Annotated in this window: 17 protein-coding genes; 9 read left to right on the top strand and 8 right to left on the bottom strand. The window is 68.0% G+C overall.

All coding sequences use genetic code 11. The features are described 5' to 3' along the window. Positions 1-84: 84 nt before the first annotated feature. The gene (locus KB221_00280) at positions 85-1,206 is read left to right on the top strand and encodes a hypothetical protein (GenBank protein WIY69477.1); all 1,122 of its coding nucleotides are present in this window, start codon (positions 85-87) and stop codon (positions 1,204-1,206) included. Between the two features lie 10 nt (positions 1,207-1,216). Here the strand turns inward: KB221_00280 and KB221_00275 are convergent, their stop codons facing one another. After that, entirely contained in the window at positions 1,217-2,074 is an 858-nt protein-coding gene (locus KB221_00275; GenBank protein WIY69476.1) for a M12 family metallopeptidase, read from the bottom strand. Positions 2,075-2,117: 43 nt separating this feature from the next. Beyond that, positions 2,118-3,509, bottom strand: a complete 1,392-nt coding sequence (ahcY, locus tag KB221_00270; GenBank protein WIY69475.1) for an adenosylhomocysteinase — start codon at positions 3,507-3,509, stop codon at positions 2,118-2,120. A gap of 162 nt (positions 3,510-3,671) precedes the next feature. Between ahcY and KB221_00265 the strand changes: the two genes are divergently transcribed. From KB221_00265 to KB221_00255, 3 genes are read left to right on the top strand one after another with little or no spacing between them, the layout of a single operon-like run. Then, entirely contained in the window at positions 3,672-5,006 is a 1,335-nt protein-coding gene (locus KB221_00265; GenBank protein WIY69474.1) for an amidohydrolase family protein, read from the top strand. 41 nt (positions 5,007-5,047) lie between these two features. Continuing rightward, the gene (gene bioB / locus KB221_00260) at positions 5,048-6,043 is read left to right on the top strand and encodes a biotin synthase BioB (GenBank protein ID WIY69473.1); all 996 of its coding nucleotides are present in this window, start codon (positions 5,048-5,050) and stop codon (positions 6,041-6,043) included. Positions 6,044-6,077: 34 nt separating this feature from the next. Beyond that, complete coding sequence (locus tag KB221_00255; protein WIY69472.1) at positions 6,078-6,452, top strand: Tat pathway signal protein; 375 nt, start codon at positions 6,078-6,080, stop codon at positions 6,450-6,452. 61 nt (positions 6,453-6,513) lie between these two features. On the opposite strand, the gene KB221_00250 is transcribed toward KB221_00255, so the two are convergent. After that, on the bottom strand, positions 6,514-7,488 hold the full coding sequence (locus tag KB221_00250; protein WIY69471.1) for an ABC transporter ATP-binding protein: 975 nt from the start codon (positions 7,486-7,488) through the stop codon (positions 6,514-6,516). Positions 7,489-7,654: 166 nt separating this feature from the next. Here KB221_00250 and KB221_00245 point away from each other — a divergent pair, with 166 nt between their 5' ends. Together KB221_00245 and KB221_00240 are read left to right on the top strand one after the other, a co-directional pair. Then, positions 7,655-7,909 (top strand): hypothetical protein, encoded by a 255-nt coding sequence (locus KB221_00245; protein WIY69470.1) that lies wholly within the window; start codon positions 7,655-7,657, stop codon positions 7,907-7,909. 62 nt (positions 7,910-7,971) lie between these two features. Further along, on the top strand, positions 7,972-8,211 hold the full coding sequence (locus KB221_00240; protein WIY69469.1) for a zinc-finger domain-containing protein: 240 nt from the start codon (positions 7,972-7,974) through the stop codon (positions 8,209-8,211). Positions 8,212-8,238: 27 nt separating this feature from the next. On the opposite strand, the gene KB221_00235 is transcribed toward KB221_00240, so the two are convergent. Beyond that, positions 8,239-8,520: a DUF427 domain-containing protein gene (locus KB221_00235; protein WIY69468.1), complete on the bottom strand. Its 282-nt coding sequence runs from the start codon at positions 8,518-8,520 to the stop codon at positions 8,239-8,241. 72 nt (positions 8,521-8,592) lie between these two features. After that, positions 8,593-9,252 (bottom strand): glutathione S-transferase family protein, encoded by a 660-nt coding sequence (locus tag KB221_00230; protein ID WIY69467.1) that lies wholly within the window; start codon positions 9,250-9,252, stop codon positions 8,593-8,595. A gap of 246 nt (positions 9,253-9,498) precedes the next feature. On the opposite strand from KB221_00230, the gene KB221_00225 reads away from it, so the two are divergent. Beyond that, the gene (locus KB221_00225; protein WIY69466.1) at positions 9,499-9,876 is read left to right on the top strand and encodes a hypothetical protein; all 378 of its coding nucleotides are present in this window, start codon (positions 9,499-9,501) and stop codon (positions 9,874-9,876) included. On the opposite strand, the gene KB221_00220 is transcribed toward KB221_00225, so the two are convergent. The 3 genes from KB221_00220 to KB221_00210 all read right to left on the bottom strand — a co-directional run bounded on the left by KB221_00220 (position 9,873) and on the right by KB221_00210 (position 12,584). Next, entirely contained in the window at positions 9,873-10,772 is a 900-nt protein-coding gene (locus tag KB221_00220) for a hypothetical protein (protein ID WIY69465.1), read from the bottom strand. The two genes, KB221_00225 and KB221_00220, sit on opposite strands and share 4 nt — an antisense overlap. Positions 10,773-10,869: 97 nt before the next feature. Continuing rightward, positions 10,870-11,637 carry an ABC transporter permease gene (locus KB221_00215; protein WIY70951.1) on the bottom strand — a complete coding sequence of 256 codons (768 nt, stop codon included), beginning with the start codon at positions 11,635-11,637 and terminating at the stop codon, positions 10,870-10,872. Between the two features lie 5 nt (positions 11,638-11,642). Then, positions 11,643-12,584, bottom strand: a complete 942-nt coding sequence (locus KB221_00210; protein ID WIY69464.1) for an ABC transporter ATP-binding protein — start codon at positions 12,582-12,584, stop codon at positions 11,643-11,645. A gap of 101 nt (positions 12,585-12,685) precedes the next feature. On the opposite strand from KB221_00210, the gene KB221_00205 reads away from it, so the two are divergent. Together KB221_00205 and KB221_00200 are read left to right on the top strand one after the other, a co-directional pair. Then, a complete protein-coding gene (locus tag KB221_00205) occupies positions 12,686-13,594 on the top strand; it encodes a DUF1206 domain-containing protein (protein WIY69463.1) in 909 nt (302 codons plus the stop codon). Between the two features lie 59 nt (positions 13,595-13,653). Then, complete coding sequence (locus tag KB221_00200) at positions 13,654-14,199, top strand: lipocalin family protein (protein ID WIY69462.1); 546 nt, start codon at positions 13,654-13,656, stop codon at positions 14,197-14,199. Positions 14,200-14,208: the final 9 nt, after the last annotated feature.

Below are 14,208 nucleotides of genomic sequence, written 5' to 3'. Positions count from 1 at the left end.
GCGGCAGGGTCGCACCAGCTTAACCATTCCAGCGAAGCGGATGGTCATCCTTTCGTGGTCTGTTGACCGGTGAAAGGGGTGGGCATGACCGACCGCGCGATCCGCAATCTGGCCCACCTGCGCCGCTCGGCCTCGACGGCGCGCGTGCTGAACCTGCTGAAAATCTTCCTCGACCACGGTCATGAGGCCGAATGGAAAGAGCGACCGCTGTTTCAGACGCACGCGCTGAACCGGGCGCTGATCATCAAACACCGGCTGCGTCGGGACGAGACGGACTCTTTCTACACGCGCCGTCAGGTGGCGACCAAGGTGGTCATCCCGCTTGACCCCAACGAGCTCAAGACGGGCGGGCGCTTCGTCTTTGTCGGACAGCGCGGCTTTGATCGGATGATGCAGGAGGCCTTCGGCATTCCGAAGGGTCACCGGGATCTCATCACCCTCGGTCTGCTCGACAGCCTGCCGTCGCTCGATCCCTTCCTGTTGCGGGAGCAGCTCAAGCGGGCCGGGCTGGAACCAGCGCCCTGCTATTTCTCTATCAGCGAGTCCGACCTCCAGCGCATGGCGCGGTTTGTCGAGGACGAGGTCCGGCCGCTGGTCACCCTTTGCATCGGGACCGATCTCGAAGCCGTGGGTTCCAGCCAGCGGCTGGCCGGCAAGATCATGTCCAATGATCCGCGCGACCGCATGGAGGCGTTGCGCGAGGCGCTGCGGCTGGAGTCCGACGACTATCAGGAGGGCGTCTTCTGCTGGAAGGGCTTCCTCTACTACAAATGGATGCTGACCAGCCTCAGGGCCGAGGCCGCCAGCGTCGCCGACGAGGTCCAGTCCGTCCGGCCGATGGGCAAGGTCGACCGCGAGGCAAAGATCTGGCTGGATCGCGGCCGGGCGGTGTTGCGGGACCGGATCATCGAGACCTGCTACGAAGCGGGCAGCACCCTGGCCGTCTATGACAGGGCCTACGCCGGGCTGACGCAGGACGGCAGGTCGGTCGACTTCCGTGATTTCCTGCTCAACGCGCCCCGCCTGTTCGCCCGCCTCGGCGATCAGCTGGGCGCGATCCAGCACGTGGTCAGCTTCTGGCGTTTCCGCTTCAGCCGCGGCTCCTCGCCGGTCGGGGTCGAGGAGCTGATCGACATCTTCATGGACTTCGAAACCGGCCTGGCGGCCCGCAAGTCCGGGGATGCCCGGTCCAGGATCGCGGCCTGAGCGTAACGGTTCAGCGGGCGGCGGCGTAGGCTTCTGCCAGAACGGCGATGTCCAGGGAGGATATCCGGCCGCCCGACCCGCCAAGTGGACAGCGCCGTTGCGCCGCTTCTGCACGGGCAGCGGCGGTGAAGGCCAGGTCGACGCCGCGCCGTCGATGGGTCGGGTCCTCGAGATAGTGCATGACCGAACAGGGGTCGTACTGGCGCGTGAACAGAAGCCGCGGAGTCGCCCCGACCTGGCCGGTCGCCGCGCGGGCGGTCGGGGCCGGGACGTCCAGCTGGATCGAATAGTTCAGCCGCCACAGGTCGTCCCGCTCGGCGAGCGTCGCGGCACCCGCGCCGGCCGGCGGGGGGAGGCGACGAACCGAGAGCCAGCCGGAGCGGTCGCTGCGCTCATGCTCATGGTCCAGCCCGAGCACATGTCCGAGTTCATGCACCATGACCCGGTGGCGGCACGCTCCGCTCAGGATGAGGAAGCTTCGGGCCGTCGGCGGGGCACCGGTTCCGGTCGGCTGCTCGAAGGCGCTTCGTGTCGGCGGGGGTCGGTCGACGCCGCCGCGTCCGACCGTCGCGCGGCAACGGTTGGCACCGTCGACAGACTGATGGCGCAGGATGATCAGCCGGGGGCCCGAGGTCGCGGCGATAAAGCGAACCGGCGCGCCGGCCTCCGTCCAGGAGTCCATGGCCAGCCGCACCGCGGTCCGGTCCGCGGCGGTGATGCCGGGTCCGAAGCTGTAGCGAACCTGCCCCTCGGGCCAAAGACCGGTGCTGCGCTGGATCACGCCTGCCCCCGCCGGCGCGACCGGCGCCAGGAGGGCGACGGCGAGCGCGGCGAGGACGGTCGGCCGGAGCTTTCCGATCGTGGTCATTCTCTCTCCCGGGCCTTGCCGGGGGAGGCTAACAGGCCGCGGCCTAGTAGCGGTAGTGGTCCGGCTTGAACGGGCCGCTGGTCGGGACCGAGATGTAGTCGGCCTGTTCCTTCGACAGGGTCGTCAGCTTGGCACCCAGTTTGGCGAGGTGGAGCGTCGCGACCTTTTCATCGAGGTGTTTCGGCAGGACGTAGACCTGGTTCTCGTAGGATTTGGCGTTGGTCCACAGTTCGATCTGCGCCAGCGTCTGGTTGGTGAAGGACGCCGACATCACGAAGGACGGGTGACCCGTGGCATTGCCAAGGTTCACCAGGCGGCCTTCCGACAGCAGGATGATCTTCTTGCCGTCCGGGAACTCGACGTGGTGGACCTGCGGCTTGATCTCGTCCCACTTGAAATTCTTCAGGCCGGCGACCTGAATCTCCGAGTCGAAGTGGCCGATGTTGCAGACGATGGCGTTGTTCTTCATCGCGCGCATGTGGTCGACGGTCAGGACGTCCTTGTTGCCGGTGGCGGTGACGAAGATGTCGGCCTCACCGGCCACGTCCTCGACGGTGACGACCTCATAGCCTTCCATCGCCGCCTGCAGGGCGCAGATCGGATCGACTTCGGTGACCTTCACCCGCGCGCCGCCCTGGCGCAGCGAGGCGGCCGAGCCCTTGCCCACGTCGCCGTAGCCGCAGACCACGGCGACCTTGCCGGACAGCATGACGTCGGTGCCGCGGCGGATCGCGTCGACCAGCGATTCACGGCAGCCGTAGAGGTTGTCGAACTTGGACTTGGTGACGCTGTCGTTGACGTTGATGGCGGGGAACGGCAGGTCGCCCTTCTTGGCCATTTCGTACAGGCGGTGGACGCCGGTGGTGGTCTCTTCGGACACGCCGCCGATGGCGTCGCGGATCGCCGAATAGAAGCCGGGCTTCTCGGCGATGTAGCGCTTCATGACCTTGAAGAGGGCCTCCTCTTCCTCGTTCTGCGGATTGGCCAGCAGGGAGAGGTCCTTCTCGGCCTTGGGACCGAGCACGCACAGCAGGGTGGCGTCGCCGCCGTCGTCGAGGATCAGGTTCGGATAGCCGCCGTCGGCCCATTCGAAGATCTTGTGGGCGTAGTCCCAGTACTCTTCCAGAGTCTCGCCCTTGGTGGCGAAGACCGGCGTGCCGTTGGCGGCGATCGCGGCGGCGGCGTGGTCCTGGGTCGAGAAGATGTTGCAGGAGGCCCAGCGGACCTCGGCGCCGAGGGCTTCCAGCGTCTGGATCAGCACGGCGGTCTGGATCGTCATGTGCAGCGAGCCGGCGATGCGGGCGCCCTTGAGGATCTGTTGCGGGCCGAACTCCTCGCGCAGCGCCATCAGGCCCGGCATTTCGGTTTCGGCGATGGCGATTTCCTTGTTGCCGAACGGGGCAAGCGAGATGTCGCGGACGATGTAGTCGGTCATGGGGGCGGAGCTTTCCGGGGAACTGTTCGCGCGGCCTATAGACCGGACCCGTCGCGGGGGCAAGAAACACATAAGGATGTCTTTATGTGATTGAGTTCGAGCGACCTCTGGCGCGCGGGGCGCGGGTGCGCTCAACATGGGCGACTGTTTGGAGGGTGGACCATGTACAGACTGATGGCGAGCGTGGGGGTTGCGGCGGTTCTGGCGCTGGCGGCCCCGGTGATGGCTCAGGCGCCTGCGGCACCGTCAACCGCGAGTCCGGTCACCCTGATCCAGGCGGGGCGGCTGCTGGATCGTCCGGGTCAGGCACCGCGCGGCCCCTCGACCGTCGTCGTGCGCGACGGCCGGATCGTGGAGATCCGCGACGGCTTCGTGGATGCCGCCGCCTTCCCCGGCGCGACCGTGATCGACCAGCGCGACCGCTTCGTCCTGCCTGGCCTGATCGACAGCCATGTGCATCTGGTCTCCGACCTCGGCGGTCAGGCGGGCTTCCTGTCCGGCGTCACCGAGAACCTGCCGGCCCACGCCTATCGCGCGGCGGAGAACGCCGAGAAGACGCTGATGGCCGGCTTCACCACGGTGCGGAATCTCGGCGACGAGGGCGGGGTGACCCTGGCGCTGGCCGATGCCACCGCCGCGCACCGCCTGCCCGGACCGCGTATCATCGATTCCGGCAACAGCATCTCGACCACCTCGGGCCATATGGACGGGCGGCTGGGGTTCAACGACGACCTGCGCGAGGTCATGCCGCACGACAACGTCTGCAACGGCGTGGAAAGCTGCCGCGAGGCGGTGCGCATCCAGGTCGGCCGCGGCGCCCGGGTGATCAAGATCGCCACCACCGGCGGGGTCAACAGCCGCATCGGCGCCGGTCTGGGCGCCCAGATGTTCGAGGATGAGGCCCGAGCCCTGATCGAGACGGCGCATCTCTACGGCCTCAGGGTCGCGGTCCACGCCCACGGGGCTGACGGCGTCAATATGGCGCTGCGGCTGGGGGCGGACTCGATCGAGCATGGCACCATCTTCGACGACGAGACGCTGCGCCTGTTCCGTCAGTCGGGGGCCTATTATGTCCCGACCCTGTCGACGGTGAACGGCTATATCGAGCGGCTGGCCGCCGATCCGAACGCCTATCCGCCGGAAGTCCTGCCCAAGATCCAGTGGCGCATCTCGATCACCGGACAGTCGCTGCGGCGGGCGGTTCCGGCCGGCGTGCGGATCGCCTTCGGCACCGACGCGGGCGTGTCGAAGCACGGCCGCAACGCCGATGAATTCGCCCTGATGGTCGCCAATGGCATGACGCCGATGAGCGCGATCCAGGCGGCGACGGTCAACGCCGCCGACCTGCTGGGTCTGTCAGCGGAGATCGGCACGCTGGAAGCCGGAAAGCGCGCCGACATCATCGCGGTGGACGGCGATCCGCTGACGGACGTGTCCGTGCTGACTTCCATGGACTTCGTGATGCGAGACGGCCGGGTCTATCGCGACGAGGAATAGGCGGCTTGGCGGGCGGCGGCGGCGACGGTAAGCAGGCGGCCATGACCCGTGACCTTGCCGCCCCCCGCCATGACTGGACCCTGGACGAGGTCGAGGCCCTGTTCGCCCGGCCCTTCATTGAACTGGTGTTCGACGCGGCGACCGTGCACCGGGCGTGGTTCGATCCGTCGGAGGTGCAGAAGAGCCAGCTGCTGTCGATCAAGACGGGCGGCTGCGCCGAGAACTGCGGCTACTGCTCGCAATCGGCCAGTTTCGACACCGGGCTGAAGGCCGAGAAGCTGATGGACGCCACGGCGGTCATCGCCGAGGCCATGGCGGCAAAGGCGGGCGGGGCCAGCCGGTTCTGCATGGGCGCGGCCTGGCGCGAGCTGAAGGATCGGGACACGCCGAAACTGGCGACCATGATCGCTGGGGTGAAGGCGCTGGGGCTGGAGACCTGCGCGACCCTGGGCATGCTGACGGCGGATCAGGCGCAGCAGCTGAAGGCGGCGGGCCTCGACTACTACAATCACAACCTCGACACCGGGCCCGAATACTACGCCCAGGTCGTGACCACGCGGACCTATCAGGACCGGCTGGATACGCTGCAGCACGTCCGCGACGCGGGCATGAGCACCTGCTGCGGCGGCATCGTCGGCATGGGCGAGGCCCGGCGCGACCGGGCCAGTCTGCTGCATGCGCTGGCCACCCTGCCCGTCCATCCCGACAGCCTGCCGGTCAATGCGCTGGTGCCCGTCACCGGCACGCCGCTGGGCGAGCGGGTGATGAGGGAGGGTGAGATCGACCCGATCGAATTCGTCCGCACCGTCGCCGTGGCGCGGATCGTCTGTCCGAAGGCCATGGTCCGGCTGTCGGCCGGGCGCGAGACGATGAGCGCCGAGATGCAGGCCCTGTGCTTCCTCGCCGGGGCCAATTCCATCTTCGTCGGCGGCAAGCTGCTGACCACGCCGAACCCCGAACAGGACGAGGACGCGGCCCTGTTCGCCCTGCTGGACCTGAAGGCCATGGAGCCGGCGGCGGTCGGGGCGGCGGCGTAACGGTGCTTTAAGCGACCGGCGCTAACCTCGGCGTATGGATCGTCGCGCTCTCCTCGGACTGAAGACCCAACCGCTCAAGACCAGCGGCGGCGGCGGTGGCGCGCAAGCCACCTATCTCCGGCTGCCGACCATCACCGCCAATGTGCGGCGGCCGGGCGGACGGCCGGGCGTGATGACGGTCGAGACCGGGGTCGATACCCCCGACGCCGCCCTGCGCACCCGGGTGGCCCAGTCGGCGCCGCGCCTGCGGGCGGCCTATGCGGCGGTGGTCCAGCAGTCGGCTAACATGATGCTGCCGGGCACGCCGCCGGACGTCGAGCGGCTGGTGGCCCAGCTCCAGGCGGCCACCAATACGGTCATGGGTCGCGCCGGCGCGCGGCTGCTCATCGGGACAGTGATGGTCGTCTAGGGGTCAGGCATCAGGCAGTAGCCGCAAAGCCGGCGCTGCCTACTGCCTACTGCCTACTGCCTTAGTCCTTCGTCGGACTGACCTGGCTCTCATCGCCATAGGTCAGCGCGAGGAAGACGTCCTCCAGATCGGGGTCCTCGGTGACGATGTCGGCGATGGTGACGCCCGCGGCGCGGACGGCGGCCAGCACATGCTCCACCGATGACTGGCCCTTCTTGTAGGTGACGGCGAAGGCGCCGTTGGGGCGGGCGACGGCCTCGAAACCCTTCAGCTTCGGCAGGGCCTTGAGGGCGGCCTCGGGGGTCACGACTACGTTCCGGGTGTCCAGACGGCGCAGCAGCTGGGGCGTGGGCTCGCAGGCGACCACCTCGCCTCGGTTCATGATGGCGATGGTGTCGCAGAGCTCCTGCGCCTCTTCCAGATAGTGGGTGGTCAGCAGGATGGTCACGCCCTCGGCGTTGAGGCGGCGGACGTATTCCCACAGCTGGCGGCGCAGCTCGACGTCGACGCCGGCCGTGGGCTCGTCGAGGATCAGGATGGGCGGATTGTGGACAAGCGCCTTGGCCACCATCAGCCGGCGTTTCATGCCGCCGGACAGGGCGCGGACATAGGCGTGGGCCTTGTCGCTCAGACCGAGGGCGGCGAGCAGTTCGTCGGAGCGGCGCTCGCTGGCGGGGACGCCGTAAAAGCCGGCCTGGACCTCCAGCGCCTCGCGCGGGGTGAAGAAGACGTCGGCGACGATCTCCTGCGGCACCACGCCGAGGGCGGCCCGGGCGTCGCGCGGCTGTTTGTCAATGTCGCGGCCCCAGATCTCGGCCGTGCCGCCGGTCTTGTTGACCACACCGGCGAGGATGTTGATCAGGGTCGACTTGCCGGCGCCGTTGGGGCCCAGCAGGCCGAACATCGAGCCGCGCGGAATGACCAGATCAACACCGCGCAGGGCGACCTTGGGCGGGGCCTTCTTCGAGCCGGCATAGGTCTTTTCCAGCCCGCGGACCTCAATGGCGTTCACGGGCAGGGCGGCGGAGTCGGACATGCGGCGGCTTTCAGTCGGTGACGGGCCTAGGTAGGCCCCCGGTCCGTCGTCGCCAAGGCCAGAGGCGTCGACGTCCGCTTCGATGTGTCAACGACGCTTGACAGTCGGAGCTTTGATGTCTAGCACACTTGTCATTATGAACAGTTTGCTTGACGGAGACCGACCTATGACCCGCACGAAGATGATCGGCTGGACGGCGTTTTCATTCTGCCTGCTCGGCTACGGCGTCTTCACCGCCGTCGTGGTTCTGAACCTGATGGGCGAGATCCCCCGGCGCGAGACCCTGCTGATCGGTGGTCCGGCCGCGGTGATCGGCGAGATCGGACTGTGGGTCGCCGCGGGCTGCCTGGGCTGGTCGCTGTTCCGCAAGCGCAAGGCCTTCTTCGACCGGGTCTTCCGCCGGAAATCGCAGACGGTTTGACGCCGTGCGCCGGGGCTTCTAGGGAGTCGGCCGTTATTCGCCGCCACCAGTCAGGGTCGCCCATGCCGCCGCGCCACGCCGATGCGATCATTCCGCCGCCGGAAGCCATCGTGGTCTCTACCAAACGTGTGGCCTGCGACGGGGGCGGCGGCGCGCTCGGTCATCCGCTGGTCTATATGGACATGGGCGGCGAGGACTTCGTCGAATGCGGCTATTGCGACCGCCGCTTCGTGCTGGACGCCCATCCCAGGACCGAAAACGAATACCTCAGCCCCGCCGCGCGGCCGCCTGAGGCGCACTGACGACGGTCAGGGAGGTCCCGCAGACCGTCAGCGGACCTCGACACCCTTCCAGAAGGCGACGCGTCCCCTGATTTCGGAGGCCGCGGACTTTGGGTCGGCGTAGTACCAGGCCGCATCCCGGTTCTCGGCCCCGCCGACGGTTACGGAATAGTATTCCGCCTTGCCCTTCCACGGACAGACACTGGTGGTCGAGGACGGGGTCAGGACGCCCGGCTTCACGGCCTCAAGGGGGAAGTAGTGGTTCCCCTCCACGATGACGGTGTTGTCGCTTTCGGCGATCACCTCGCCGTTCCAGCTCGCCTTGGTCATGACTGTCTCCTCCGGGAGCACAGATGGGGAGGATTGCGCCGGAAGCCAGAGTGGGGGGAGGTCTATCGGCCGTCAGTCCACGGCGGGCGGCGCCGGCATCAGGTCCCCGAACGGTGCCGCGTCCTCCAGCGCCCGGATTAAGGAGGGTCGTGCCATCAGCCGCCCGTGCCAGGCCCTCAGCCGTGGCCGGTGGCCGAACGGGACCAGGCGGCGGGCGTAGGTCAGGATCGGTGCCGCGCCGCAGTCCGCCAGGGTGAAGCGCTCGCCCGCGCCCCAGGTCCGGCCGTCGGCCAGCCGGCCTTCCAGCCAGTCCCACACCCCGGCGAGGACGTCTGCGTCCTGTGCGTCGCCGAAGGGGTCCTCATGGCCGGCGGGACGGAATTTGCGCGGAATGATGCGGTTCATCGGGCCGCCGGCGTAGGTGTCGACCATCCGGTCGACGAGCCGCGCCTCCAGCGCCGCTTCGGGATCGGCTGGGATCAGTCGCCCGCCGCCGGCCAGCCGGTCCAGATATTCGATGACGATGCTGGATTCGTAGAGGGTCCTGCCGGCCGCCGTATCGACCAGCGCCGGCATCTTGCCGAAGGGCGACAGGGCGCGGAATTCGGCCATGACCGCCTCGTTTCCGGCCTCGACCAGCCTCTGGTCGAAGGGCAGGCCGAGTTCGTAGAGGGCCACGGAGGCCTTCTGGCCGTAGGCGGAATAGGGGTGGGACCAGAGGGTCAGGGACATGGATCAGGCCTTTGAGTCGACGGCCCGCCGGCCGAGGGGCTGGTCGAGGCTTTGGTCGGGTCCGGCACCGAATCCGTCGGCCGAAACGGCGAAGCAATTCACACGCACCTTGCCGGTCATCACGGGCTTTCCCTGGCCGCCCTGCCTGTGGGGCCCGCCGCAAGTCTCAACTTCCGGAGGCGGGACGCAACCCCCCGTTAATCGACAGGGCGCAGGCTCTCCCCAACGTCCTTACGGAGCGGTTCGATGTCGACCATCCAGACCACAAGCTATCGTCGCCAGCGCGACCATTTCGAGCCGCAGGACACCGATCCGCACGAACAGCGGCGGCTGCGGGGCCTGCTCGAACAGATCGACTATTCGGCCTTCATCGCCAATCGCGAGGTGATCGGCCAGATGTTGCCGAAACTCGACGCGTCGATGTTCCAGAAACTGGCCGTGCTGACGGCAACGGCCCGGGCAAAATGGGTGGCCGAGAGCCTCCGGCAGTCCGAATCCGGCGCGCCCTCGACACCCGACCAGATCGCGCGCCTCGCCTCCGCGCGCACTGCCTATGAGGAACTGGCCGAGGCCTATGAGGGCCTGCGCCGCATGGTCGAGCGCGGCTACGCCTCCCTCCGCTAGCCGATAGGCTGCGGCCGGGTCGCGATCGGCGAATCGGGGTCGGTGGACGGCCGCTCGGCTGCGGTCGGCACCGGCTCGGGCGCGATCACAATCACGGGCGGGGGCGTGACCGTCGGCGACGGGGCGACCGCCGCGGGCGAAGCGGGACGGGCCGCGGGCGGCGGCGTCGTGCGCGCCGGAACGGCCACGGTTGCGGCCGGCCTGGCAGCGGGTGCCGCGACGACGGGCGCGGGCGTTTCGACCACGGCTTCGGTCACGGGTGCGGGAGCCGGCGGGCTTTCCGGCGTGACTGTTTCGGCGGCCGGGACCGCCGGTACCGGTTCCGGCGCGGCGATGGCGGCCGGGGCGGGGGCCTCAGCGGGCGTGCGGGACCAGATCCAGCCTCCGAGCGCGAGCACGGTCACAGCGGCGAGCGCGATCCCGGCATAGAGCGGGACCCGGCTGGCGGGCCTGCGGCCTTCGCCGGCGGCGGGTGCCGGTTCGGCCGCGGGTTCCGCGGCGAAAATGACGGGTTGGACCGGCGCGGGCGTGGGAACGGGCGACCGGGCGGGCTCCGGTTCGGGCGTCGGCAAGGTGCGGACGGTCAGGTCAGGCCTGGCGGCGGCCGCCGCCGGGGGCGGTGCCACTTCCTCGCGCGGCTCAGGCGCGCGGGCGACCGGCGCAGGCGCAGCAGGCGCGGGAGCCGGAGCGCGCGACGGGGCGGCGCGGGGGATCATCGAGCCGCTCAGAATGCCCGGCGTGAATTGCATGGCCGGGGCTTCGGGCCGGGGCGGTAGACCGCCGGCCTTCGGCAGCGGGCCGGTGCGGAAGACGGTTGCGGGCGGCCGGCCCCAGACCACGGAGCGGCGGAAGGGCTCAGGCGTGCCGTTGAGCTTCTTGTCGGTATCGGTGGGCATCAAAACTCCCGCGCAGGAACCGGCGCGCTACATCAAATGCGGAGAGGGGCCAAGGTGTCCGCCGATCTGGCCCGTTTCGTGACCCCGGCGTACGACCTCAGTTCTTCAAACGGTATCCGGTGTGGAACATCCAGAAGACGACCGTCAGACAGACCAGGAGGAAGCCCAGCGTGGCCGCCAGACTGGCCACGATGCCGACGTCCCCCGACCCGTAGAAGGTCCAGCGGAAGCCGGAGATCAGATAGACCACCGGGTTGAACAGGGTGATGCTCCGCCAGACCGGCGGCAACATGTCGATCGAATAGAAGGACCCGCCGAGGAAGGTCAGGGGCGTGACCACCAGCATGGGGATCATCTGCAGCTGTTCGAAGCCGTTGGCCCAGATGCCGATGATGAAGCCGAACAGGCTGAAGGTCGTCGAGATCAGGATCAGGAAGGCCAGCATCTCGATCGGGTGCAGGATCTTCAGGGGCACGAACAGGGCCGCTGTCGCCAGGATGATCAGACCCAGCACCGCCGACTTGGTCGCGGCCGCGCCGACATAGGCGATGACGATCTCCAGCGGAGACACGGGCGCCGAGAGGATCTCGTAGATGGTGCCGGTGAATTTCGGGAAATAGATGCCGAAGGAGGCGTTGAAGATCGACTGGGTGAACAGGCTCAACATGATCAGGCCGGGCACGATGAAGGCGCCGTAGGGGACGCCGTCGATCTCGGTCATGCGGCTGCCGATGGCCGAGCCGAAGACCACGAAATAGAGGGCGGTCGTGATCACCGGGGTGACGATCGACTGCCAGACGGTGCGCAGGGCGCGCGCCATCTCGAACCGGTAGATGGCCCAGACGCCGTAGCCGTTGAAGGTCAGGCTGCTCACGCGGCGGCTCCCGTCTTGTCCCTGTGGACCAGGCTGACGAAGATATCCTCCAGCGAACTCTGGCTGGTGTGCAGGTCCTTGAAGGCGATGCCGAGGTCCGAGAGCTTGCGCAGCAGCGAGGGCACCCCGGTCTTCTCCAGGTTGGAATCGAAGACGTATTCCAGCTCGTTGCCGTCGGCCTTGAGCGTCGGCGACCATTCGGCCAGCTCAGCCGGCACGGCGGCGAGGGGTTCCTGCAGGTTCAGCGTCAGGGTCTTCTTGCCCAGCTTCTTCATCAGGGTGGCGGTCTGTTCAACGAGGATCAGTTCGCCCTTGAGGATCACCCCGACGCGGTCGGCCATCTCCTCGGCCTCCTCGATATAGTGGGTGGTCAGGATGATGGTGACGCCCTTGTCGCGCAGGCCGCGGACGAGGTTCCACATGTCGCGGCGCAGTTCGACGTCGACGCCCGCGGTCGGTTCGTCGAGGAACAGGATGTCGGGTTCGTGGCTCAGGGCCTTGGCGATCATCACCCGGCGCTTCATGCCGCCGGACAGGGTCATGATCTTGTCGTTGCGCTTCTCCCACAGTGACAGTTCGCGCAGCACCTTCTCGATGTGGCCGGGGTTCGGCGCCTTGCCGAACAGGCCGCGGCTGAAGGTGACGGTGGCCAGCACCGTCTCGAAGGCATCGGTGGTCAGCTCCTGCGGCACCAGGCCGATCTTCGCCCGCGCCGCCCGATAGTCCTTCTGGATGTCGTGACCGTCGGCGATGACCGTCCCCGTGGTCGGGGTGACGATGCCGCAGACGATCGAAATCAGGGTCGTCTTGCCCGCGCCATTGGGTCCCAGCAGGGCGAAGATCTCGCCCTTGCCGATGCTCAGGTCCGTGGTCTTCAGGGCCTGCAGCCCCGATTTGTAGGTCTTGGTCAGACCCTGGATGGAAATCACCGGCTGCATACGCGCCCTCCCGAGACGCAGGCAGATATGCGTCCGCCTGTCGCACCTCAAGGGTTGGCGGGGCGCGGGAGCCATATTCCCGGCTGCGGGTTACCGTCGCCGTGCCCGATCTCATCGCCCTCGTCCGCACCCGTCTGGCCGACCTGGGAGAGCGGGGCCGCCGCCGCTCGTCGCTGCTTCGGCGCGTGCCGCCCCTGCATGTCTTGCTCGAGTGGGCGGCGCGGCTCGGCTACGGCGCGCGGGGGTTCGTCTATCTGTCGGCGGGACTGCTGATCCTTCTGGCAGCGATGGGTCTCGTCGGCGACACGGTCGGCGTGAAGGGGTCGCTCGACTGGCTGGCCATGCGTCCGCTGGGGCGGGTCTGGGTGTTGCTGGTCGGACTGGGGCTGGCGGCCTTCGTGATGTGGCGTGTGTTGCAGTCGGTCTTCGACGCCGACCATGAGGGCACCTCTCGCCACGGCCTGAGCACCCGCATGAGCCAGGCGTTCAGCGGCTTCAGCTACGCGGCCCTGTCGTTTGCGGCCTTCGGCCTGCTGATCCATGCGCCGGAGGGCGATCCCGCTTTACAGGGGGTGATCCGCAGCCGCGAACAGGCGGCCACCGTGCTGTCGCTGCCGTTCGGAAAATGGCTGCTGACAGGGGTCGGTCTGGCGATCTCCGGGATCGGAGTGGCCAATATCGTCAAGGCGTGGCGGGAGGATTTCACGGAATACCTGGCCTGCTCTGCGAAGACCTGCCGCCGGGTCGCGCCGCTGGCCCGGATCGGTCACGTTGCGCGGGGGCTGGCCTATCTGCCGCTGGCCGTGCTGGTCGTGCTTGCCGGTCTGGGATCGAGCGCGTCCGACGTGACCAGCCTCGGCGCGGCGCTGGAAGCGGTGGAACGTCAGCCGGCCGGGCCGTGGATCCTGGTCGCCGTAGCCTTGGGCTTTATCGCTTTTGGTGCGTTTTCCTTCATTGAAGCGCGCTTTCGTCGCATCCGTCCGCCGCGGGATCTGAATCCGATGGCTTGACGCGTCCGCACGGAACCGTTGCCGTACCTGTCAGTTCAATCCTCGCCGGAGACCGACCCATGTTGAAGCGAAGCCTCGCTGCCGCCCTCGCCCTGACGGGCGCACTGTCCCTGTCGGCCTGCGTGACCGCGCCGGGACCCGATGAGGTGCGCGCGCCGGCACCGGTGAGGGCCGTTGATCTGGATCGCTTCTACAGCGGGCGCTGGCTGGAGATCGCCCGCCTGCCCATGAGCATCACCGACGGCTGCGTGGCCGGGGCGACGAACTATGTCGTGGTCAATCCGACGCGGGTCGATGTGCGCGACACCTGTCAGGTGGATACGCCGCAGGGCCGGGAGAAGGCGATCGGCGGGCGGGGCGAGATCATGGATCCGGGCACCAACGCCAAGCTGAGGGTCCGCTACGTCGGCGGCCTGATCACCTGGGACTACTGGGTGCTGGACCATGCCGAGGACTACAGCTGGTTCATCTCCGCCGATCCGACCTTCGACAAGCTGTGGATCTACACCCGCGAGGTTCCGGACGCCGCCGAACGCGCGGCGCTCGTCGCGCGTGCCGCGGCGCTGGGCTATGACGTCAGCCGTCTGGAGTTCCCCGCGTTCTGATCCGCCCAT

It is taken from the genome of Aquidulcibacter paucihalophilus, assembly GCA_030285985.1.
In the GTDB taxonomy this organism is placed as follows: Bacteria; Pseudomonadota; Alphaproteobacteria; order Caulobacterales; family Caulobacteraceae; genus Brevundimonas.
This window is presented reverse-complemented; position numbering and strand designations above follow the sequence as displayed.